The organism is Burkholderia contaminans (genome assembly GCF_029633825.1).
Taxonomy (GTDB): Bacteria; Pseudomonadota; Gammaproteobacteria; order Burkholderiales; family Burkholderiaceae; genus Burkholderia; species Burkholderia contaminans.
This window is the reverse complement of record NZ_CP090641.1, coordinates 2197247-2217927: the sequence shown is the minus strand read 5'-3', so window position 1 is coordinate 2217927 and position 20681 is coordinate 2197247. Positions and strand designations below refer to the sequence as shown.

The window sequence follows — 20681 nt, the reverse complement described above, 5'->3', positions numbered from 1 at the left end:
CGCTCGGCGTGTTCGTGAAACGCTGCGGCCGCAACGCGCGGAAGCCGCTCGACCCGAACGATCGCCGCTACGATCACGACGTCGAGCGGACGATGCGGTGCTTGTCGCCGGCCGGCCTGTCCGATTTGCTGGCCAACGATGACGGCCACGCCGACGACGCAGAGGCCGAGACCGGCTTCGCCGATGTGAGACGCATGCCGTGACCGCTGTCGACTTCGACCAGATCTGGCCGGCCATCTGCGAAACCCCTGCCTGGTCCGTGACGAAAGGCCAGGGCAGCTTTCTCACGTTCGAATTCGGGCAACCCGTGCTGCATATCAGGGAGCCGCTCGCCGGCTCGCCCGGCCTGTCCGCGACCGCGCGGGACAGGCTCGCGTCGCGGCACGTGACGGTGGCCGGCAACGGGCACCTGTGGATCTGCTACTGCCATTGGTCGATCACGCTCGACGGTCTCGAACTCGCGCACAGCGAATCCCGATCCGGCGACATCGCAGCCGCCGCGCAACGGCTCGACGGGCAGATCCTGCAATCGGTCACGCCGTGTGCCCAGCCCGGTTCGTGGGCGTTCGCTTTCGACCTCGGCGGCAAGCTGACGACCTGGCCGTACGGCGACGACCCGGCCGACGAACAGTGGCATCTGCACGACCGGCGCTCGGGCAACGTGCTGACCGCCCGCGCGGACGGCAGCTGGTCATATGGCCCGGCGAACGCGCCGCCCGGCAGCGGATCGTCCGGTTCCGAATAGCCGCCCGCATGCTTTCGTCCGCTTCCGGCAGCACGCCGGGCTGATGCCGTGCATCAGCGTGGCGGACGGCCCCGCGCCGCAAACGGAGGTACAATCGCGCGCCATGAACGCACTTCGCCACTTCCTGCTCCGGCAAGGCGTCGCGCGACAGCTTCTGTGGGGGTTCCTCCTCGTGACGCTGCTGTCCCGCGCGCTGATGTCGGGCGCCGTGATGCTCGATCCGGACGGTCCGGATGCGGGCTCGGTGGTGCTGTGTTCGGGCCGCGGCCCGCTGATCGTCGACGTGGCGGCACTGGCTGCCCGTTTCGATGCCGGCGCGCCGATCACACCGGCCAACGATGCGCTCGCGCTCGCCGATGCGCTCAAGCATGACGGGCATGCCGACAACACGGCGTCGTCCGGCAGCGGCGACAGCCTGTGCGCATTCGGCGCCGCGCTGTTCACCGCGTTGGCGTCGTTCGTGCTGCTGGTACTGCTGTTTCCCGCCGCCGCGCCGCGGCGCTTCCGGATTCACGTCGACCGTATTCCGGTCGTGCGATCGATCTTCGACGATCGCCCACCCTCCCGCGCACCTCCGCAGTTCTGCTGACGGTTCCGCCCCGCGGCTCGTGCACGTCGACGTGCGCGGGCCCGCATGCCGTTCGTCTCACAAGACCTGATTCAAGCGTTCACCCGCCTGCCCGCCTCGCGCGGGCGACGCCGTCATGCGCCTCGCACGCGCATGGCGCCGCGCCGCCCGTTCCGTCGCTGCGCGCAGGCGGGCGCAACGCGCGTTGACGCCTGCCGGCCCGCGCCGGCGCGGCCGCTCAACGAACCCGAGGAGCTGACACCATGTCGACCACCGTCGAACGGGCGATCTCGCCCGCCCAATCCGCCCACGCCGGCTACCGGACGCTCTGGCGCTGGCACTTCTATGCCGGCCTGTTCGTCATGCCGTTCCTGGTGGTCCTCGCGATCACCGGCACGCTCTATTGCTTCCAGCCGCAGATCGAGCCGCTGCTGTATCCGCACCGGCTCGTCGTCGAGCCGCGCGCCACGCCGCGGCTCGATGCCGACACACTGCTCGCGAATGCGCGTACCGCGATGCCGGCCGGCGCGACGCCGGTGTCCGTCCAGGTCTCGACCGCGCCTGACCGCAGCGCCGAATACGTGTTCCGGCTGCGCGACGGCAGCCGCGAGAGCGTGTACGTGAACCCGTACGACGGCAGCGTGCTCGGCACGCTGAGCGTCGAGAACCGCTTCATGCAGATCGACCGGATGCTGCATCGCAAGCTGCTGCTCGGCAAGACGGGCGAGTTGCTGATGGAGCTCGCCGCGTGCTGGACCTTCGTGATGATCGGCACCGGCATCGCGCTGTGGTGGCCGCGCGGCGCGACACGCGTCGGGCAGGCACTGCGCCCCGACCTGTCGCTGCGCGGCCGGCCGCTGTGGAAAAACCTCCACGCGACGGCCGGCATCTGGCTCGCGGCCGGCACGGTCGCGTTCATCCTGACGGGGCTGCCGTGGTCGGGCTCGTGGGGCAAGAACTTCAAGGCGCTGGCCGCCACCGTGAACCTCGGCGCGCCGGAAGGCGCATGGGGCGGCGCGTCGGTACGCTCGACGCGCCCCGACGGCGCCGCGGCGCCCGCGCCTGCCAAGGCTGGCGCACCGTCCGGCCATCACCACGAATCCGGCGACTCGATGCCGGGGATGGTGATGGACGACCTGCCGTTGCCGCAAACGCCGTGGGCGGTCGGCAACGTGCCCGTCCCGCACTCGCCGTCGGCACCGACGCCGGCACCGCTGCCGCTGGCCCGCGCGATCGCGATCGTTGGAGGCCTCGGCGTGACGAGCGGCTACACGCTCGCATTGCCGTCCGGCGCGGATGGCGTGTACACCGCGTCGTACTTCCCGGACGACCCGAAGGCCGAGCGGACGATCTACCTCGACCAGTACAGCGGGGCCGTGCTGAAGGACATCCGCTATGACGACTACGGCGCGGTATCGCGCGCCGTGTCGTACGGCACGTCGCTGCACATGGGCCGCTACTTCGGGCTCGCGAACCAGATCGTCTGCGCGGTGCTGTCGCTCGGGCTGGCCGCGATGGCCGTCACGGGCACCGTGATGTGGTGGAAGCGCCGTCCGGCTCGCAAGTTGGGTGCGCCGTCGCGCGAACGCGGCACGCCGCCGATGCGCGGCTGGATCGCGGGGCTCGTGCTGCTCGGCGTCGTCTTCCCGCTGATGGGCGCGACAATCGTCGCGGTCTGGTTGATCGATCGTCTGCTGTTCGGCCGTGCGGCACGCGCAGCGGCCTGATTCACCGCGCGCCGGCATACGCGGCGCGACGACGCGACAAGCCCGGGCCACCGCGTGGCTCGGGTTGTTCGCGCTCGTGCTCGCGCTCGTCGCGCCGCTGATCTCGCAGCTGCGCGCGGCCGCTCCCCATGACGGCCTGCCGGCCTCGCCGATCTGCTCGGCAACCGGCAACACGCTCGTGGCGCACGCGGAACCGGATGCGCCGTCCGATGCTCGATCCGCCGGTCATTTCGACCGCTGCGGTTATTGCGGCCTGCTTGCCGGCCATCCGCCGCTGCAATTCGCGGTGTTGCTCTCCGCTTCCCCGGCCGTGCGGCATGCGCCGCCCGAGCCGCTGATCCCCTCTGCCTGCCATCCGCCGAAGCGCTACGCGCTCGCCGCGCGCGGGCCGCCTTCCGCCCGCGCCTGACGCTCTTCGCGACCGCGCCGCCGCACACCGCGCGGCGCCGTCCGCTTCGCCTGCCCGCCCTGCCGGTGCCCGATGCCGAACCCGCGCGCGTGACCACGCGCGGCGGCCGGCGCCGTGCATGGCGCGCATCGCGTCCGACTCATCATCGTCACCATCACCTTACGTACAACGACATGTTTACCCCGACCCGTATTGCCGTCGCGCTGTCCGGCGCGTTCTCCGTGCTCTTCACGTCGGCCGCGTGCGCACAGGCCATCGCCGCGCCGACCGACTCGCCGACCGCGTCGACACTGCCCGCGATCCACGTCAACGCAACCCGCGAGACGGACTCGCTGACATCGAAATCGACCGACAGCCTGAAGCGCACGCTCGAGCAGACGGTCGGCTCGGTGGGCTTCGTCGATGCCGACAGCTACCGGAATACCTATGCGTTCACGCTGCGCGACGTGCTGAAGGATGTGCCCGGCGTGTTCGTCGAGAACCGCTACGGCCAGGAGCTGCGGCTGTCGATTCGCGGCTCGGGGATCGCCCGCTCGTACCACACGCGCGGCCTCGAAATCCTGCAGGACGGCATCCCGACCAACCTCGCGGACGGCAGCGGCGACTACTACCAGATCGATCCGCTCGCGCTGCAGGCGGTGCAGGTCTACAAGGGCGGCAACGGCCTCGCGTACGGCGCGTCGACACTCGGCGGCGCGATCGACTTCATCACGCCGACCGCCCATACCGCCGATGCGCCGAACATCCTGCGCGTGGAAGGCGGCAGCTACGGCACGGTGCGCGCCAGCGCGCAGATCTCGCGCGTGCTCGGCCCGCTCGACTTCCTCGCGAACTTCAGCGTCAATCACGCGGACGGCTATCGCGATCATTCGAAGGGGCAATACGAGCAGTTCAACGCGAACGTCGGCTACCGGTTCAGCCCGACGGTCGAGACGCGCTTCTACGTCGGCGTGTACGTCATCGACCAGTTGCTGCCCGGCACGCTGTCGCTGTCCGACGCGCTGAACAATCCGACCAAGGCCGCGCCGAACGCGATATCGGGCGACCAGGCGCGCAACACGCGCACCGAGCGGATCGCGAACCGCACGACGGTGAAACTCGATTCGGGCGAACTGCAGTTCGACACGTGGGCGATCCACAAGAGCCTCTATCACCCGATCTTCCAGGCGCTCGACCAGGACGGCTGGACCTACGGCTTCGCACCGCGCTACACGGGCCACCTGACGCTCGGCGGAATGCGCAACGACCTGATCGTCGGCGCGCGCTTCTTCGGCGGCCGCACGCAGGCGAACCAGTACGTGAACGTCAACGGCAACAAGGGCGCACAGACGCTCGACTCGACGCAGACGGCGTTCAACTACGAGGCGTACGTCGAGAACCGGCTGTTCTTCGTGCCGACCGTCGCGCTGATGACGGGCGTGAAGGTGCTGCACTCGGTGCGCGAGTACATCGACAACGGCGGGCTGCCGCGCAACCCGAACTACAAGTCGACGAACGCGAGCTACAGCGGCGTCAATCCGAAGCTCGGGCTGATGTGGCAGCCGGATGCGCACACCCAGGCCTACGTCGACATCACGCGCAGCCAGGACGTGCCCGACTTCTCCGACCTCACGCAGACCTTCTCGAACACGACGCGCTTCACGCCGCTCGCGGCGCAGCACGCGTGGACGATCGAGTTCGGCACGCGCGGCTCGCGCGAGCGCGTGAGCTGGGACGTGACCGCCTATCGCTCGCTCGTGCGCGACCAGCTGCTGCAGTACACGACGAACCCGGATGTCCCGGCATCGACGTTCAATGCGAACAAGACGGTGCTGCAAGGGATCGAGGCCGGCGCGTCGGTCGAGTTGCTGCGCAACGTCACCGGGCGCGGCGCGGGCGACAAGGTCACGCTGTCGGGCATCTGGAACCTGAACGACTTCCGCTTCAAGAACGACCCGCAGTACGGCAACAACCGGATCGCCGGCGTGCCGCTCAACGTGCTGCGCGCGACGCTGGGTTACGCGCGGCCGAGCGGCTTCCACATCGCGGCGACGCTCGACTGGGTGCCGTCGGGCGCGTGGGCCGACGATGCGAACACGTTGCGCGTGCCGAGCTACACGCTGCTCGGGCTGCAGGCCGGCTACGACTTCCGCAATGGCCTCTCGCTGTTCGTCGATGCGCGCAACCTGACCAACAAGCGCTATGTGAGCGACATCAGCACGGTCGCGAATGCGCGCACCGCGAACACCGCGATCTTCTATCCGGGCGAAGGGCGCAGCGTGTTCGCCGGCATGCGGTACGCGTTCTGATGCGCCGCCTTTCAAGCAACACCGCATTGAACAGATTCAAAGGATATCGAAACATGAAGTTCGGATTGATGCTGCCTGCCGCCGTTCTCGCGGCGTTCGCGCCCGCGGGCCACGCACAGGAAAGCGATGCCGCGAGCGCCGGCGCCACGCTTGCGCCGATTCGCGTCAATGCCCGGAAGGCGACGCCGCTCACGCAGCCGCTCGACACCGGCAGCCGTCTCGGCCTGACGTCGCTGGAGACGCCCGCGAGCGTCGAGCAGATCGATCGCAAGACGCTCGACACGCGCGGCGACAGCGCAATCGTCGACGCGGTGAGCCGCGCCGCCGGCATCAGCGCATCGCCGCATCCGGGCAACGGCGGCTCGGAGCTCGGCGCGCGCGGCTTCGTCGGCGCGTCGTCGGTCACGCAGCTCTATGACGGCGTGCGCCCGTACGGCGCGATCGGCGTCACGTTTCCGTTCGACACGTGGTCGGTCGACCATATCGACGTGCTGCGCGGCCCGGCGTCGGTGATCTACGGCGAAGGCGCGATCGGCGGCGTCGTCAACATCGTGCCGAAGAAGCCGACGCGCGGTGCGATCCAGAACGAGCTGCAGGCTGGCGGCGGCACCGAGGGCACCGCGCGGGTCGCGTTCGGCAGCGGCGGCGCGATCAACGACAAGCTGTCGTACCGCTTCGACATCAGCGGCAATCGTTCGTCGAACTGGGTCGACCGCGGCAATTCGCGCAACCTGTCGATCTCCGGTGCATTGCGCTACGACGTGACGTCCGACCTGTACGTGAGCGCGTCGTACGCGCAGGGCTTCCAGCATCCGATGCAGTATTTCGGTGCGCCGCTCGTGAACGGCGCGCGCGATCGCGCGCTCGACAAGAAGAACTACAACGTCGGCGACAGCGACATCGCGTTTCGCGACAGCTGGGCGACGGTGTCGGCGAACTGGCAGCCGAGCGACAGCCTGAACGTGACGAGCACGCTGTACCGGATGAAGAGCAACCGTCACTGGAAGGACGCCGAGTACTACACGTACCTGCCGTCGACCGCGCAGGTGCGGCGCAGCAGCTTCACGGAAATCTTCCACGACCAGGAGCAGTACGGCAACGTGACGGCGGCCACCGTGACCACGGCGCTGCTCGGGATGCGCAACACGTTCTCGACGGGCTTCGAGTTCAATCACACGACGTTCCAGCACGACAACAACTCGCCGTATTCGGGCACGTCGACGGTCGATCCGTTCAACTTCGATCCGGGCAGCTTCATCAACACGGCCGGCACCTATCCGAAATACCGCAGCCAGGCGAACCAGTACGCGCTGTTCGCCGAGAACCGGCTGGAAATCACGTCGCGCTGGTCGGTGATCGGCGGGCTGCGCTACGACCATGCGAGCGTGAACCGCGACGATCTCGTGAACGGCGGCGCGTTCACGAAGGTGTTCGCGAACACGGGCTGGCGCATCGGCACCGTGTACGACATGCAGCCCGGCCTCGCCGTGTACGGCCAGTACTCGGTCGCGGCCGATCCGATCACCTCGCTGCTGTCGCTGAATGCGTCGAAGGCGAACTTCACGCTCGCGACCGGCCGGCAGATCGAGATCGGCGTGAAGCAGTCGTTCCTCGGCGGCAAGGCGGAATGGACGCTGGCCGCGTACCGGATCGTCAAGAGCAATCTGCTGACGGCCGATCCGCTGAACCCGAACCAGTCGATCCAGGTCGGCCAGCAGTCGTCGCGCGGACTCGAGGCGACGGTCGGCGCGGAGATCGCGAAGGACTGGCGTGTCGACGCGAACGTGTCGATTCTTCGCGCGAAATACGACGACTTCCAGCAGACGTCCGGCGGCACGACCGTCTCGCGCGCGGGCAACGTGCCGGTGTCGGTGCCGCAGCGGCTCGCGAACCTGTGGGTGAGCTGGCGCTTCGCGCCGGACTGGACGGGCATCGCGGGCGTCAAGTACGTCGGCAAACGCTTCGCCGACACCGCGAACCAGCTCGTGATGCCGTCGTACACGACGGTCGACCTCGGCCTCGCGTGGAAGCCGCGCAAGGACACGACGATCACCGCGCGCGCGTACAACGTGTTCAACCGGCGCTTCGTGCAGTCCGCGTACTACAACGAAACGCAGTACCTGCTCGGCAACGACCGGCGGCTCGAAGTGGTGGCGAACTACCGGTTCTGACGCGGCGCGATGCGGTGCGCCGCGCCCGACGCCGGCGCGAATGCACGGTGTCGGGCGCGGGCGCGGCGAGCGTCACTTCACCGTGAACGCGTAGTGCCCCTGCGTGCGGTGGCCGTCGAGCGCGACGGCCACCCACGCCACCGTGTAGACGCCCGGCGCCAGCGGATTCAGCGCGACCGACATGTGCTTGCGGTTCGACGCGTCGACTTCGCCCTTGCCGTTCGTGACGGCGCGGCCCTGCGCATCGGTGACGGCGATCGAGCTGAACGCGGGTTCGAGCCCGTCGTCGAAATCGATCGCGACACGCGGCGGCGACGCAGTCACGGTCTCGCCCGCGGACGGCGCCTGATGCGTCGGGAACGCATGGGCATGCGCGAACTGCACGCCGGCGAGCAGCAGCGCGGCAGCGGCCGCGCGCATCGTGGTCAAGCGGTTCATGGGGTTGCTCCGTCGATCAGAAAAGCGGCTTGCCGAGCGAGCCGGGGAACAGGTCGTCGAAATACAGGTGCGCATCGACGATCACGCCGACGTGACTGCCGCTCGCCCGGTTGACCGGAATCTGCGCCTCGACACCGAACTGCCCGTAGCGGGTGAGCCACAGCACGCCGGGGTTGATCGTCCCGGTCGTCTGGCCCGAACACGCGCCCGCGGTGCAGGTGCTCATCGGCGCCTCGACGACGAAGACCATGTTGCTGATCGGTTGCGGCAGGCCGAGGTTCTTCACCTGCTGCTGCAGGTACGGGATGCTGTATTGCAGCGTCATGCCCCAGCCGAGCGAGTTCGGCCCCTGGTCGGACGACGCGGTGGTCAGGTTCGGCCCGAGTGTGGCCGTAAGCGCGAGCGGGCGCAGATAGCCGAGCGACGCGGGCAGATCGCCGAAGCCCTTGCCGACATAGACGGTCGGCTTGAACGTCGAGTACGCGCTCGCGATCGATTTCGCGCCGGTGCCGCCGATCTCGGTTTTCAGGCCGACCGACGCCATGAATTCGTGCGCGGCGTTCGTGTAGGCGAGGTACTTCACGCCGAGCGTCACGTTGTCCCAGCCCTTCGCGGAGCCGCCGTCCGGTACGTTCTGCGACACGTACTGGCTGGCGACGCTGAACGCGAGGTTCTTCGTGATCAGCTTGTCCCACTCGTACGACACGGTATTGACGTTGAAGGTGTTGCCGCTGTCGTCCGAGGATTTGATGTGGCCGAACTGCGTGTCGAATTCGTCGCCGACACCGGGGTCGTCCACGGCCAACGTCGCGGGAAAGACGCGATCGCCGACCACGGCGTGTGCGTTCGCGAAAGAAGCATGGGACAGGCCGGCGCAGGCGGCCAGCAATGCGGCACATGCGCGGGGCGCGTGCCGTTGGTTGAAGCGGGGCATGGTGTGTGTTCTCCGGTTGTCGTTCGATGCCGCCGCGCATGCGCGCGACGAGCGGCCGCCCGATTCGGTCGCGAAACGGCGGCGGGTCAGGCGGAAAGATCAGACGAACTCAGGAGAACGCGGGAGGTGCCCGCGATTGCGGGACGGTATGGACGCGACCGACACGCGCCGGCATCGATGCCGACACGACCGGCCTTTGCGAATCCGGACGCGGAACGGCGAATGCAACGGCATGGCCCGGCAGCGCGGCGGCATGAGCAACGAAGCTGCAATAGGGACACGCGTGCCAGTGCGCGTTGACGCCATGCGCGGGCTCGCCGCCGTCGTGCGCGACCACCGCTTCGTCGACACTCGCCGTGCAATGGACGGCCGACGCATCGACGAGCCCGTGACGCGACGCCATCATCTGCGTTACCACGGGCGCGAGCGCCATCATCAGGATTGCGATCAATCCGATCAGGCTGCCTGGCTTGCGGAAACGGGCGACGTGCATGACGCGCGACGAGGATGGAATGCGATGACGATGATGAATTATGCCACGCTGGAATCGCGCTCAGGCGCCTGAATAATGCGGTAAACGGGCTCGATATTTCGGAAAGCAATCCGAAAGAATCGAGCCTCGAAGCGACCCGCCGGGCGGCGGGCCGATCAGTGCGGGACAGTCGCTTCAGCCCCGCCCAGGCACGTCACGCACGCGTACCCGCCGCGCGCCCGGCCATCCATTTCCGGTAGCGCCGCGTCTGGCACTGCGCGGCCAGTTGCTGCGTGACGAGCGCACGCAGCGGCGACACCTGCGGGTGCGTGCGCCGGCCAACGCTCAGCCGCGTGAGCTGGAACTTGACGACGGCCATGTTGGCCAGCGCACCCAGCGCCTTGTTCTTCCAGCGGATCGGTTCCAGCACCGGCGCGCTGTCCTTGCCGGCCCGCCAGTCGCGCGGCAGGTTCGGCTCGATCGACAGCGCGGTCGCGATGCCGACCATCGCCACGCCGCTGTCGACCACCTGCTCGGCAACCACGCGACGCCGGATGCCGCCCGTGACCATCAGCGGCATCCGCGCGACCGCCGTGATGTCGCGCGCGAATTCCAGGAAATACGCTTCGCGAGCGAGCGTACGCCCGTCGCGCGCCTCGCCCTGCATCGCCGGCACTTCATAGCTGCCGCCCGACAGTTCGACGAGATCGACGCCGAGCGGATTCAGCAGTTCGACCACGCGCTTCGCATCGTCCGCGCTGAAGCCGCCGCGCTGGAAATCGGCCGAGTTCAGCTTGACCGCGACCGCGAATTGCGGCGATACCGTCGCGCGCACGTCCCGCACGATGTCGAGCAGCAGGCGTGCACGATTCTCGATGCTGCCGCCCCACTGATCCTGGCGGCGGTTCGTCAACGGCGACAGGAACTGGCTCAGCAGATAGCCGTGCGCCGCGTGAATCTCCACGCCGGTGAAGCCGCTCTGCTCCGCGAGTTGCGCGGCGCGCACGAAGCGCCGCTGCACGTCGGCGATATCGGCCTGCGTCATTTCCTTCGGCACCGGGAACTGCTTCGACAGCGCACCGAGCGCGAGCGGCACGGCCGACGGCGCGAGCGTCGTCTGGCCGAGCGCAGCCTGCATCTGGCGCCCAGGGTGATTGATCTGCATCCATACGTGCGCGCCGCCCGAGCGCGCCACCTGCGCCCAGCGGCGAAAGCGCTCGAGATGCGCATCGCTCTCGAGCACGACGCCGTTCGGCCCCGTCATCGCGCGGCCGTCCACCATCACGTTGCCGGTCAGGATGAGGCCGACCTGGCCGTCGGCCCACGCCTGGTACAGGCGCAGCAACGCGTCGGACGGCGCGTGGTTCGCATCGGCCATGTTCTCTTCCATCGCGGCCTTGGCCAGACGGTTCGGAATCACCGCCCCGTTGGGCAGTGTCAGCGGTGTAAACAGGTTCATGGAGGGCACCCTCGATTGACGATGCCCAACGATAACTTTAAAGTCAACTTTAAGGTCAAGCCCCTTCTGGAGCACAGCATGAAAATCGGCGAACTGGCGAAGGCGAGCGGCCTCGCGGCGTCCCGCATCCGCTTCTACGAAGCGAGCGGGCTGCTCGAACCGGCCCGCCGGCAGGCGAACGGCTATCGGGAATACGGGTCGGAAGCGTTGACACGGCTCGCGATCATCGACCGCGCGCAGCGTGCGGGCTTCGCGCTCGACGAGATCCGCGCGGTGCTGCCGCCCGATCTCGGCGCGTGGCCGCATGACGAGCTGCTGGTGGCGCTGCGGAACAAGGTCGACGAAATCGTGCTGCTCGAACAGCGTCTCGCGCAGAACCGGCAACAGCTGCAGGTGCTGATCGACGAGATCGAGAACAAGCCGGCGGGCGAGGATTGCGCGGAAACCGCGCAACGGATGCTCGACCGGCTGTGCGCGCAGGCCGACGAAGCGCCGGCGTCAGCACCGGCGCCCGTGCCGGTCCCGCGGGCGACACGCAAGCGCGCATGACTGATTACACTGCGGCATCTGACAAACCTGCGAACCTGCGAACCCGCGAACAACATTCAGCGCTGCGGCGAGACGACGTGTGCACGCCGGCTTCCGCAGCGCGACCTCATGACCCGATCCGCATGACGATCCCCCGAATCACAGGATTCCTCGTCGCTGCGTTGCTGACGTTCGGCATCGGCAGCGCTTGCGCCAGGACGTGCGCCGATACGCCTGCTTCGTACGCGTGCCCCGACGCCCCCAACCTTCCGGGCGACATCGTCGCGCAGTTGCCCGCCGGCTACGAAGCGATGGATGCCGCGTCAGGGCGACTGACCGACAGCCCCCATATCGGCTATGTCGTCGTCGCGCATCAGCCCGACGATTCGATGCGCAAGGCGTCGCTGCGTCCGCTGATGATCTTCCTGCAGGGCAAGGACGGTCACTACCGGCTCGCGGCGCGCAACGACACCGTGATCATGAAGGCCGACGAAGGCGGGATGGGCGACCCGTATCTCGACGGCGTCGCGGAGAACGCGCTCACGATCGAACCGCGCACCTTCACGGTCGAACAGGGCGTATTCGCAGGCCACGACCACTGGCGCGACCGTGTCACGTTTCGCTACGACAATGCGCACCGCACGTGGGTATTCCATCGCGAGGTGTTCCGGAACTGGCGCTTCAACGACGACCCGAACGGCGATGTGTTGAAAGCCGACCCGGTGCGCGTCACGCGCGCCAATGCGGCTAAAGCGGTCACGTTCGAAGCGTGGCGGCCGGATTACTGGTGTGATTCGGCCGAGCGGCGAGGCACCGACCCGGCTTGCAGCAAGACGCATTGATGGCGACGCGAGTGCACGGCTGCACTGGCTAATGGTTCGTGCGGGCAAGCGATACACAGGGTGCTGCCGTGCTGCACGATCGGTACGTCTGCCGGCACGCGCAGGCGTTGGCGCCCTTCCGCAGCCGCCCAGATTTGCTTACGTCGCAGGTAATCGACGCGCATCGCCCGCGCCACGATCATGGCTCCATCGACTCACGAACCGCATCACGCCAAGGAGCCTGCCATGACCGCCTACGCCATCGCCCACCTGCACGATGTCGAGATGTGCGACGACATCGTCGAATACCTCGAACGCATCGACGGCACGCTCGCGCCGTACGACGGTCATTTCGTGATTCACGGCGCGCGGCCGGAGGTGCGTGAAGGCGTGTGGCGCGGCGACCTGATCGCGATCGCGTTTCCGGATCTCGACACGGCGCGCGCGTGGTACGAATCGGATGCGTACCGGCAGATCCAGCCGCTGCGCGCGCGGCACGCGAACGGCCCGCTGATCCTGATCGACGGCGTCGACGCGCGGCACAAGGCGACCGATATCCTGCGCTGAGCCGCGACGCTGGCGACGCTTACGACGCCTTGCGCTCCATCGGCTCGCCGACGACGAACCCGCCGCCCTGGAACCGCTGCGCGGGATCGTCGTGGTCGGCGGTCGGCGCCGTGACCGGGAACAGCCCGGCGAACTGCTCGGAGCTGTCGCGCGGGCGGAAGCCGAGGAAGCCGGCCTTCGTGTTGTCCCACCACTTCACCGGGTTGTCCGATGCGCCGTAGACGATCGCGTGCCCGACGCGGTTCGTCAGCAGCGAGCAGCGCACCAGCTCGATGAAGTCGCGATAGCTGAGGAACGTCACGAGCATGCGCGGATTCTTTGGCACTTCGAACGATGAGCCGATCCTCAGGCACACGGTCTCGATCCCGAAGCGGTCGAAGTAGTAGCGCGACAGCGATTCGCCGAAGCACTTCGTCACGCCGTACAGGCTGTCGGGGCGCAGCGGCGCATCGGCGTCGAGCACTTCCGTGACCGGATGGAAGCCGATCGCATGGTTCGAACTCGCGAACACGACGCGCTTCACGCCGTGCTTGCGCGCGGCTTCGTACAGGTTGTACGTGCCGGTGATGTTCGCGCCGACGAGATCGTCGAACGGCGCATCGACCGAAATGCCGCCGAGGTGGACGATCGCGTCCACGCCGTCGACGAGCTGCATCACCGCGGCCCGGTCGGCCAGGTCGACGACGCGGGTTTCTTCATGCGCGGCCGCGTCGCCGAGCGTCGCGATGTCGCTGACGCGCACGACGTCGGCCCAGTCGGCGAGCGCGCCGCGCAACTGGCGGCCGAGGTTGCCGGCCGCGCCCGTCAGCAGCAGGCGCCCGAACGGTTTGCGCGCGCCGGTGGATGAGGCGTTCATCGAATCTCCTTAATCTGACCTGAAATCTGACTGAATCGGAAAACGTTTTCCAACTATACGTTGGCGCACCGCCGAACGTCAATGGTCGAACCTGTTCGCAGCCATCCGCACTTTCCCGATATCGGCGCATGGCCGCGCGTGCCCTTTTTCTGCCACAATCCGGCGTTATCGAACGAAAACGTTACCCTTCCGATGAAAAAAGTTTCCCCGACGATCCGCGACGTGGCGGCGGAAGCCGGCGTGTCGGTCGCGACGGTATCGAAGTACGTGAACGGCACGCAGCGCTTCTCGCCGACCGTCGAGGCACGGCTCAAGGAGGCGATCGACCGGCTCGGCTACCGTTCGAACCCGCTCGCGCGCTCGATGATCACCGGCCGCACGCGCACGATCGGCCTCGTGATCCTCGACATCAGCAACCCGCACTTCACGAACGTGGTGAAAGGCGCGAACCGCGTCGCGCTGCAGCACGACTACACGCTGCTGCTCGTCGATACCGAAGAGAACCAGGCGCGCGAACGCTCGCTGATCGAGGCGCTCGCGCAGCGCGTCGACGGGCTGATCGTCAGCACGCGGATGCCGGACGAAGAAGCCGGCTGGATGCTCGATCTCAACAAGCCGCTCGTGCTGCTGCGGCGCAGCCCCGGCCTGCCGATTCCGAGCGTCGGCATCGACAACCGGCTGTCGACCTACATGCTCGCGCGCCACCTGCTCAATCTCGGCCACACGCGCATCGCGTATCTCGGCTTCGGCACCGCACGCGTGAACGACGAGCGGATCCAGGGCGCGCGCGACTGTCTCGCGGAAGCCGGGCTCACGCTCGACGTGCATGATGCGCATGCGCCGACCGCCGAGGCCGGCGAGCGAGCGTGTTCGCGCGTGATGCTCGGGCCGCAGCGCCCGCAGGCCGTGATCTGCTACAACGACCTGATCGCGCTCGGCTTCATGAAGGAAGCCGCATCGCTCGGTTTCCTGCTGCCGCAGGATGTGTCGGTCGCGGGCATCGACAACGTGCCGTACGGCGAATACGCGGCGCCCGCGCTGACCACCGTCGACATCCAGAGCGAGAACATGGGCGAACTCGCGATGCAGAAGCTGATCGACGCGCTCGCGGGCCGCACCGATGCGAGCTATTCGACGTTCGAGCCGCGGCTGATCATGCGCGCGTCGACGGCCGCGGTCGGCTGAGTTCCCTGTTTCGCGCAGTCAAACAAAAACGCGCCGCCCAAGGGCGGCGCGTTCGTTTGCAGGCGTGCGATTACACGGTTGCGCGATTACGCGTCGAGCTGCGCAGGCTTCATCTTCGGCGTGAGCATGTGCATCACGCCCAACGCGATCAGGTAGGCCGACGCGCCGATCGCGAACAGCACCCAGTAGTGGCCCGTGCGCTGCAGCACCTGGCCGATCACTTCCGAGAACAGCACGCCGCCGATCGAACCGGCCATCCCGCCGATGCCGACCACCGATGCGACTGCGCGGCGCGGGAACAGGTCGGATGCGGTCGTGAACAGGTTCGCCGACCAGCCCTGGTGCGCGGCGGCGGCGAGGCCGACGATCAGCACCGCGGCCCACAGGCTCTGCACCTGCGACACGAACGCGATCGGCAGCACGCAGCATGCGCAGATCAGCATCGCCGTCTTGCGCGCACGGTTCACGCTCCAGCCCGCGCGCAGCAGCATCGACGACAGCCAGCCGCCGCCGATGCTGCCGACCGTCGTCAGCGCATAGATGCAGACGAGCGGCAGGCCGATGTGCTGCATGTCCATCCCGCGCGATTCGTTGAGCCACTTCGGCAGCCAGAACAGGTAGAACCACCACACCGGGTCGGTCAGGAACTTGCCGATCAGGAACGCCCACGTCTCGCGCTTGCGGATCAGTTCGCCCCAGCGCGGCGCGCCGGCGTTCGCGTTCGCCGCGTCGAGCGCTTCGGCTTCGTCGCGCGGCTCGTCGTACTCCGCGGCGAGTGCGCGCGTATCGGCCTGGCGATAGAGCACGAGCCACACCGCGAGCCACACGATGCCGATCGCGCCGACGATCACGAACGCCGCGCGCCAGCCGTAGGCCACCGCGATCGCCGGGATGATCGCCGGCGCGAACACCGCACCGATGTTCGCGCCCGAGTTGAAGATGCCGGTGGCGAGCGCGCGTTCGCGGCGCGGGAACCATTCGGCCGTCGTCTTGATCGCGGCCGGGAAGTTGCCGCCCTCGCCGATCCCGAGCAGCGCGCGCACGAACGCGAACCCCATCACCGAACCCACTGCCGCGTGCAGCATCGCGGCGATGCTCCACACCAGCATCGCCAGCGCATACGAGATGCGCGTGCCGAGCCGGTCGACGATGCGCCCGAAGCCGAGCAGGCCCAGCGCATAGAACGCGGAAAACGCCATCACGATGCGGCCGTACTGCACCTGGCTCCAGCCGATGTCGTGCTGGAGCATCGGCGCGAGCAGGCCGAGGATCTGCCGATCCATGTAGTTGATGACAGTCGCGAAAAACAGCAGCGCACAGACGGTCCAGCGGTAGCGGCTGGCGGCTGCGCGCACGGCACCGACGACGGCAGATTGCATGAATGTCTCCGATGCACGGCCGCGCCCGTCGCGCCGCACGATGTTCGTTGACCGGCGACCGGCGCCGGGGCGGACGGCGGCGCGCCTGTCGCGCACGGCCGATTCCGCCGATCAATCTGGAAAACGTTTTTCAAAGGATAGGGCGTGCGCCGGCGCCCTGTCAGTCGGGGATTTCGATGAGTCATCTCAAAATGGTCACGGCAAAAGAGACGACTGTTTCACTACATGGCATTAACCGTTTTTCCCGGATTTTCCTGAGCGGCGCGTACGGGGACGCCGCCGAGACACATGTCCGATTCCAGCCAGAATCGGCGGGCGGGATGGTTTACAGTCGTCTCATGCGCCTCGATCCCGACACCTGCTACGACGCCCTGCTTTCGCGGAACCGCCGCTTCGACGGCTGGTTCTTCGTCGGCGTCGCGACGACGGGCGTGTATTGCCGCCCCGTCTGCCCGGTGAAGCCGCCGAAAGCGCAGAACTGCAGCTACTACCCGAGCGCCGCGGCCGCCGAGAAAGCCGGCTTTCGACCCTGCATGCGCTGCCGCCCGGAGCTTGCCCCCGGCCACGGGCTGCTCGACCTGTCGGGCACGCTCGCCGACGCAGCCGCCACGCTGATCGAGGACGGTTTCCTGAACACCCATTCCGTCGATGCGCTCGCGCAGCGCGTCGGCGTGACCGAACGCCATCTGCGCCGGATCTTCGGCGCGCAGTTCGGCGTGTCGCCGGTCGAGTTCGCGCAGACGCACCGGCTGCTGATGGCCAAGCGTCTGCTGACCGATACCGCGCTGCCGGTGGCCGTCGTCGCGTCCACGGCCGGATTCGGCAGCGTGCGGCGCTTCAACGACCTGTTCCTGCAGCGTTACGGGCTCAATCCGTTACGACTGCGCAAAGGAGCCCGCGCGTCGGCCGACGGCGACATGACGTTTCCGCTGCCGTATCGCCCGCCGTTCGCTTGGGACGACCTGATGCGCTTTCTTTCGCAGCGGCAGATCGACGGTGTCGAGCGGCTCGATGCGCAGGGCTATGCGCGCGTCGTTGAATTGCCGAACCGGGACGGGCGCACCCAGGCCGACAACGGGCGCGTGGCCGGCTGGCTGTCCGTCGCGCACGTGCCGCAGCGCTTCGCGCTGGCCGTCACCGTGTCGCCGTCGTTGACGCCGGTCGTACCGGCCGTGCTCGCGCGCGTGCGCCGATTGTTCGATCTCGACAGCCGGCCCGACGTGATCGACGCGCATCTCGGCGAACTCGCGAGCGGCTCGCCGGGCCTGCGTGTCCCCGGCGCGTTCGACGGTGTCGAGATTGCAATCCGCGCGATTGCAGGCGAACGGCTTGCGGCCACGCATGCGGGCACGCCCGTGCTCGTACGCATCGCCGAGCGCTTCGGCACAGCGATCGAAGGCGCACCGCCGGGCCTCACGCACGCGCTGCCCTCCGCCGCGACGCTGGCCGCCCTGCCGCCTTCCGCGCTTGAAACGATCGGCATCGCGCGCGCTACCGCACGGGCGATCGTGTCGCTCGCCCGCGCAGTCGACGACGGCACGCTCTCACTCGAACCGATGGCGCCGCTCGACACGACGCTTGACGCATTGCGCGCGCTGCCCGGCTTCGACGAGCATGCGGTGCAGTACGTCGCGATGCGCGCGATGGCCTGGCCGAATGCGTTCCCGGCCGACGATGCGTGGCTGCCCGCGCGCACCGAACGCGCCCGTGTGCCATCATCCGCGCCGCATGCGGCGCGCTGGGCGCCGTGGCGCGCGTATGCCGCACTGCACGTGTGGCGCCTTCATGGAGATGTGTTGCGATGACTCCCGCTCACCTGATTCCGAGCCCGCTGGGCGACATCGCCGTGCGCATCGAGGACGATGCACTCACAGGCCTCTACTTCGTCGGCCAGAAATACTTCCCGCCGGTTGCGATCGTGACCGATGCGGATGCGCTTGCGATGTCGCCACTCGCGTGCAAGGTCGCGGAAGAAGTCGCCGAGTACTTCACCGGCACGCGCGAGACGTTCTCAGTGCCGATCCACTTGCGCGGCACCGCGTTTCAACGACGGGTATGGAAGGAACTGCTCGCGATTCCGTTCGGCGAACTCGTGACGTACGGCGACATCACCGAGCGCGTCGGCTTGCCGATGAGCGGCGCGCGCGCCGTGGGCGGTGCGGTCGGCCGCAACCCGGTGTCGATCATGGTGCCGTGCCATCGCGTCGTTGGCGCGTCGGGCAGCCTGACCGGCTATGCGGGCGGCATCGATCGCAAGCGCGCGCTGTTGTCGCTCGAAGGCGCGGGGTTCGAGCGCGGCGCCCACCATCCGGTGCAGCAGGCGCTCGCGTTCTGAATGTCGGCGTGCGGCCGCGCTACGCGTTCAGCACGGGCCGGCGCGCTTCACGCTTCGCATACGCGCCGGGCGTCACCTGGAATTTCGCCTGGAACAGCGCGATGAACGACGACGTCGAGTCGTAGCCCAGTTGCGTGGCCACCGCGCCGATCGGCTCGCCCGCATCGAGCAGCGGCAGCGATGCCAGCAGCCGCACCGCCTGCCGCCATTCGGTGAACGACAGCCCCGTGTCCTGCCGGAACAGCCGCGACAGCGTGCGTCGCGTCGCGCCGACCTGATGGCCCCATTCGTCGAGATTGCGCGTATCGCCCGGATACGCATGCAACGCACGCGCGATTTTCAGCAGACGCGGATCGCGCGGCAGCGGCACCGTCAGCGGCGCCTGCCGCATCCGTGCGATCCGGTCGGCGATCAGGCAGACGAGCGCACCGTCCGGCCCCGTCTCGTCGTAGTTCACCGGCAATTCCGCCGTTGCGAGCACCAGCTCGCGCAGCAGCGGCGTCATGCAAAGGATCGCGCAATCGTCGTGCACGTCGTCGCGCGCGATCGCCGCATCGAGATACAGGCTGTGGAACGCGACGCAATCACGCGTCGACACCGCATGCGGCACGTGCGGCGGAATCCACATCGCATAGTGCGGCGGCAACAGGTGCCGGCCCGACGGCGTGGACACCTCGAGCACCCCGCTCGTCGCATACATCAGCTGCGCCCACGGATGACTGTGCGCGTCGATGCTCACGTTGCCGGGAATCCCGAACGCACGCACGTACAGCGGCCTCGGCAGGCGCGCCATCGGCGGCACCGCGTAAGGGTCACCCGATTGTCCCGCCAGCAACATAAGACGTCCTCCGAAGGTCATTGCACGAACGAGCGCGATGCTACCGTGGCAGCTCTTCTTTCACACGGCTTCCGTTCATGAGCGCTCATACCCGCACCACCCGCAAGACCGTCACCGCGATCCGTTCGACCAAGGGCATCGGCAGCCTCGTGTCGCTGACCGCTTACTCCGCTCCGATGGCGACGCTCGTCGACGAAGTGGCCGACGTGATCATCGTCGGCGACTCCGTCGGCATGGTGCTGTACGGGATGCCCGATACGCTGCGCGTCACGCTCGACATGATGATTGCACACGGCGCGGCCGTCGTGCGCGGCGCCGCGCAGGCGTGCGTCGTCGTCGACCTGCCGTTTTCGACGTATCAGGAATCGCCCGCGCAAGCGTATCGCTCCGCCGCGCGCCTGCTCGCCGAAACCGGCGCGCAGGGCGTGAAGCTCGAAGGCGGCAGCGAGATGGGCGACACGATCCGCTTCCTCACCGCGCGCGGTATCCCGGTGATGGCGCACATCGGGCTCATGCCGCAGCAAGCCAACGCGACAGGCGGCTTCCGCGCGCAGGGAATGGACCCGCGTTCGGCCGCGCAGGTGTTCGACGCCGCGTGTTCGGCTGAACAGGCCGGCGCGTTCAGCGTCGTCGTCGAAGGCACTGCCGAAGCGCTCGCGCGCCATATCACCGAAACGCTGCCGATCCCGACGATCGGCATCGGCGCATCGCCCGCGTGCGACGGGCAGGTGCTCGTGACCGAGGACATGATCGGTGCCTTCGATGCGTACACGCCGCGCTTCGTGAAGCGTTATGCCGATGCGAATACGGTGATGCGCGATGCGATTCGTCAGTACGCACATGACGTGCGGCAGCGGGTGTTTCCGGAGCCCGCGCATTGCTTCGGGTATGGCAAGCCGTTGCAACTCGTGGGCGCGGCTGACGCTGCTGCGTGATGAGGTGATGACGCGATCACGTCGCG

The 20681-nt window shown here is 67.9% G+C and carries 21 protein-coding genes; 14 read left to right on the top strand and 7 right to left on the bottom strand.

Translation table 11 applies throughout. From position 1 onward, the window contains the following. Positions 1-8: 8 nt before the first annotated feature. The 7 genes from LXE91_RS27615 to LXE91_RS27585 all read left to right on the top strand — a co-directional run bounded on the left by LXE91_RS27615 (position 9) and on the right by LXE91_RS27585 (position 7908). Positions 9-203 carry a hypothetical protein gene (locus tag LXE91_RS27615; RefSeq protein ID WP_223274289.1) on the top strand — a complete coding sequence of 65 codons (195 nt, stop codon included), beginning with the start codon at positions 9-11 and terminating at the stop codon, positions 201-203. Beyond that, entirely contained in the window at positions 200-745 is a 546-nt protein-coding gene (locus LXE91_RS27610; RefSeq protein WP_039354212.1) for a hypothetical protein, read from the top strand. Before LXE91_RS27615 ends, LXE91_RS27610 begins: the two co-directional genes overlap by 4 nt. A 103-nt stretch (positions 746-848) precedes the next feature. Further along, positions 849-1334, top strand: coding sequence for a hypothetical protein (locus LXE91_RS27605; protein WP_039354653.1), 486 nt, complete (start codon positions 849-851; stop codon positions 1332-1334). Positions 1335-1576: 242 nt separating this feature from the next. Further along, positions 1577-3040: a PepSY-associated TM helix domain-containing protein gene (locus tag LXE91_RS27600; RefSeq protein ID WP_039354210.1), complete on the top strand. Its 1464-nt coding sequence runs from the start codon at positions 1577-1579 to the stop codon at positions 3038-3040. A 76-nt stretch (positions 3041-3116) separates the two neighbouring features. Beyond that, on the top strand, positions 3117-3449 hold the full coding sequence (locus LXE91_RS27595; RefSeq protein ID WP_157644933.1) for a DUF2946 domain-containing protein: 333 nt from the start codon (positions 3117-3119) through the stop codon (positions 3447-3449). Positions 3450-3622: 173 nt separating this feature from the next. Continuing rightward, positions 3623-5737: a TonB-dependent receptor family protein gene (locus LXE91_RS27590; RefSeq protein ID WP_039354647.1), complete on the top strand. Its 2115-nt coding sequence runs from the start codon at positions 3623-3625 to the stop codon at positions 5735-5737. 53 nt (positions 5738-5790) lie between these two features. Next, entirely contained in the window at positions 5791-7908 is a 2118-nt protein-coding gene (locus LXE91_RS27585) for a TonB-dependent receptor (RefSeq protein ID WP_039354209.1), read from the top strand. A 72-nt stretch (positions 7909-7980) separates the two neighbouring features. Here LXE91_RS27585 and LXE91_RS27580 read toward each other — a convergent pair whose 3' ends face one another. The 4 genes from LXE91_RS27580 to LXE91_RS27565 form a co-directional block, all read right to left on the bottom strand. Then, positions 7981-8346 carry a copper resistance CopC family protein gene (locus LXE91_RS27580; protein ID WP_039354206.1) on the bottom strand — a complete coding sequence of 122 codons (366 nt, stop codon included), beginning with the start codon at positions 8344-8346 and terminating at the stop codon, positions 7981-7983. A gap of 16 nt (positions 8347-8362) precedes the next feature. Further along, a complete protein-coding gene (locus tag LXE91_RS27575; RefSeq protein ID WP_039354203.1) occupies positions 8363-9280 on the bottom strand; it encodes a hypothetical protein in 918 nt (305 codons plus the stop codon). Positions 9281-9389: 109 nt separating this feature from the next. After that, on the bottom strand, positions 9390-9683 hold the full coding sequence (locus tag LXE91_RS43780; RefSeq protein ID WP_349817477.1) for a DUF2946 family protein: 294 nt from the start codon (positions 9681-9683) through the stop codon (positions 9390-9392). Positions 9684-9966: 283 nt separating this feature from the next. Next, positions 9967-11211: an NADH:flavin oxidoreductase/NADH oxidase family protein gene (locus LXE91_RS27565; RefSeq protein ID WP_039354202.1), complete on the bottom strand. Its 1245-nt coding sequence runs from the start codon at positions 11209-11211 to the stop codon at positions 9967-9969. 78 nt (positions 11212-11289) lie between these two features. Between LXE91_RS27565 and LXE91_RS27560 the strand changes: the two genes are divergently transcribed. The 3 genes from LXE91_RS27560 (at position 11290) to LXE91_RS27550 (ending at position 13127) form a co-directional block, all read left to right on the top strand. Beyond that, entirely contained in the window at positions 11290-11760 is a 471-nt protein-coding gene (locus LXE91_RS27560; RefSeq protein ID WP_039354199.1) for a MerR family transcriptional regulator, read from the top strand. A 122-nt stretch (positions 11761-11882) separates the two neighbouring features. Further along, complete coding sequence (locus LXE91_RS27555; protein ID WP_039354196.1) at positions 11883-12581, top strand: hypothetical protein; 699 nt, start codon at positions 11883-11885, stop codon at positions 12579-12581. A 225-nt stretch (positions 12582-12806) separates the two neighbouring features. Next, positions 12807-13127, top strand: coding sequence for a DUF1330 domain-containing protein (locus tag LXE91_RS27550; protein ID WP_039354194.1), 321 nt, complete (start codon positions 12807-12809; stop codon positions 13125-13127). A gap of 19 nt (positions 13128-13146) precedes the next feature. Here LXE91_RS27550 and LXE91_RS27545 read toward each other — a convergent pair whose 3' ends face one another. Beyond that, complete coding sequence (locus tag LXE91_RS27545) at positions 13147-13983, bottom strand: NAD-dependent epimerase/dehydratase family protein (RefSeq protein WP_039354192.1); 837 nt, start codon at positions 13981-13983, stop codon at positions 13147-13149. An 81-nt stretch (positions 13984-14064) separates the two neighbouring features. Between LXE91_RS27545 and LXE91_RS27540 the strand changes: the two genes are divergently transcribed. Beyond that, positions 14065-15168: a LacI family DNA-binding transcriptional regulator gene (locus LXE91_RS27540; protein WP_039354189.1), complete on the top strand. Its 1104-nt coding sequence runs from the start codon at positions 14065-14067 to the stop codon at positions 15166-15168. A gap of 86 nt (positions 15169-15254) precedes the next feature. On the opposite strand, the gene LXE91_RS27535 is transcribed toward LXE91_RS27540, so the two are convergent. Next, positions 15255-16547 carry an MFS transporter gene (locus LXE91_RS27535; protein ID WP_039354641.1) on the bottom strand — a complete coding sequence of 431 codons (1293 nt, stop codon included), beginning with the start codon at positions 16545-16547 and terminating at the stop codon, positions 15255-15257. 320 nt (positions 16548-16867) lie between these two features. On the opposite strand from LXE91_RS27535, the gene LXE91_RS27530 reads away from it, so the two are divergent. Next, positions 16868-18352 (top strand): bifunctional transcriptional activator/DNA repair enzyme AdaA, encoded by a 1485-nt coding sequence (locus LXE91_RS27530; RefSeq protein ID WP_039354187.1) that lies wholly within the window; start codon positions 16868-16870, stop codon positions 18350-18352. Next, entirely contained in the window at positions 18349-18882 is a 534-nt protein-coding gene (locus LXE91_RS27525) for a methylated-DNA--[protein]-cysteine S-methyltransferase (RefSeq protein ID WP_039354186.1), read from the top strand. Before LXE91_RS27530 ends, LXE91_RS27525 begins: the two co-directional genes overlap by 4 nt. 19 nt (positions 18883-18901) lie before the next feature. Here the strand turns inward: LXE91_RS27525 and LXE91_RS27520 are convergent, their stop codons facing one another. Next, positions 18902-19720, bottom strand: coding sequence for an AraC family transcriptional regulator (locus LXE91_RS27520; RefSeq protein ID WP_039354183.1), 819 nt, complete (start codon positions 19718-19720; stop codon positions 18902-18904). A gap of 77 nt (positions 19721-19797) precedes the next feature. On the opposite strand from LXE91_RS27520, the gene panB reads away from it, so the two are divergent. Beyond that, positions 19798-20655, top strand: coding sequence for a 3-methyl-2-oxobutanoate hydroxymethyltransferase (gene panB / locus LXE91_RS27515; protein WP_039354181.1), 858 nt, complete (start codon positions 19798-19800; stop codon positions 20653-20655). The last annotated feature ends 26 nt before the right edge of the window (positions 20656-20681 follow it).

Excerpts from the sequence above, each read along its gene's own strand:
- LXE91_RS27605 (WP_039354653.1), top strand. The coding sequence starts at position 849 with ATGAACGCACTTCGCCACTTCCTGCTCCGGCAAGGCGTCGCGCGACAG.
- LXE91_RS27600 (WP_039354210.1), top strand. The coding sequence starts at position 1,577 with ATGTCGACCACCGTCGAACGGGCGATCTCGCCCGCCCAATCCGCCCAC.
- LXE91_RS27590 (WP_039354647.1), top strand. The coding sequence starts at position 3,623 with ATGTTTACCCCGACCCGTATTGCCGTCGCGCTGTCCGGCGCGTTCTCC.
- LXE91_RS27585 (WP_039354209.1), top strand. The coding sequence starts at position 5,791 with ATGAAGTTCGGATTGATGCTGCCTGCCGCCGTTCTCGCGGCGTTCGCG.
- LXE91_RS27580 (WP_039354206.1), bottom strand. The coding sequence starts at position 8,346 with ATGAACCGCTTGACCACGATGCGCGCGGCCGCTGCCGCGCTGCTGCTC.
- LXE91_RS27575 (WP_039354203.1), bottom strand. The coding sequence starts at position 9,280 with ATGCCCCGCTTCAACCAACGGCACGCGCCCCGCGCATGTGCCGCATTG.
- LXE91_RS43780 (WP_349817477.1), bottom strand. The coding sequence starts at position 9,683 with ATGGCGTCGCGTCACGGGCTCGTCGATGCGTCGGCCGTCCATTGCACG.
- LXE91_RS27565 (WP_039354202.1), bottom strand. The coding sequence starts at position 11,211 with ATGAACCTGTTTACACCGCTGACACTGCCCAACGGGGCGGTGATTCCG.
- LXE91_RS27560 (WP_039354199.1), top strand. The coding sequence starts at position 11,290 with ATGAAAATCGGCGAACTGGCGAAGGCGAGCGGCCTCGCGGCGTCCCGC.
- LXE91_RS27555 (WP_039354196.1), top strand. The coding sequence starts at position 11,883 with ATGACGATCCCCCGAATCACAGGATTCCTCGTCGCTGCGTTGCTGACG.
- LXE91_RS27550 (WP_039354194.1), top strand. The coding sequence starts at position 12,807 with ATGACCGCCTACGCCATCGCCCACCTGCACGATGTCGAGATGTGCGAC.
- LXE91_RS27545 (WP_039354192.1), bottom strand. The coding sequence starts at position 13,983 with ATGAACGCCTCATCCACCGGCGCGCGCAAACCGTTCGGGCGCCTGCTG.
- LXE91_RS27540 (WP_039354189.1), top strand. The coding sequence starts at position 14,065 with ATGGTCGAACCTGTTCGCAGCCATCCGCACTTTCCCGATATCGGCGCA.
- LXE91_RS27535 (WP_039354641.1), bottom strand. The coding sequence starts at position 16,547 with ATGCAATCTGCCGTCGTCGGTGCCGTGCGCGCAGCCGCCAGCCGCTAC.
- LXE91_RS27530 (WP_039354187.1), top strand. The coding sequence starts at position 16,868 with ATGGTTTACAGTCGTCTCATGCGCCTCGATCCCGACACCTGCTACGAC.
- LXE91_RS27525 (WP_039354186.1), top strand. The coding sequence starts at position 18,349 with ATGACTCCCGCTCACCTGATTCCGAGCCCGCTGGGCGACATCGCCGTG.
- LXE91_RS27520 (WP_039354183.1), bottom strand. The coding sequence starts at position 19,720 with ATGTTGCTGGCGGGACAATCGGGTGACCCTTACGCGGTGCCGCCGATG.
- panB (WP_039354181.1), top strand. The coding sequence starts at position 19,798 with ATGAGCGCTCATACCCGCACCACCCGCAAGACCGTCACCGCGATCCGT.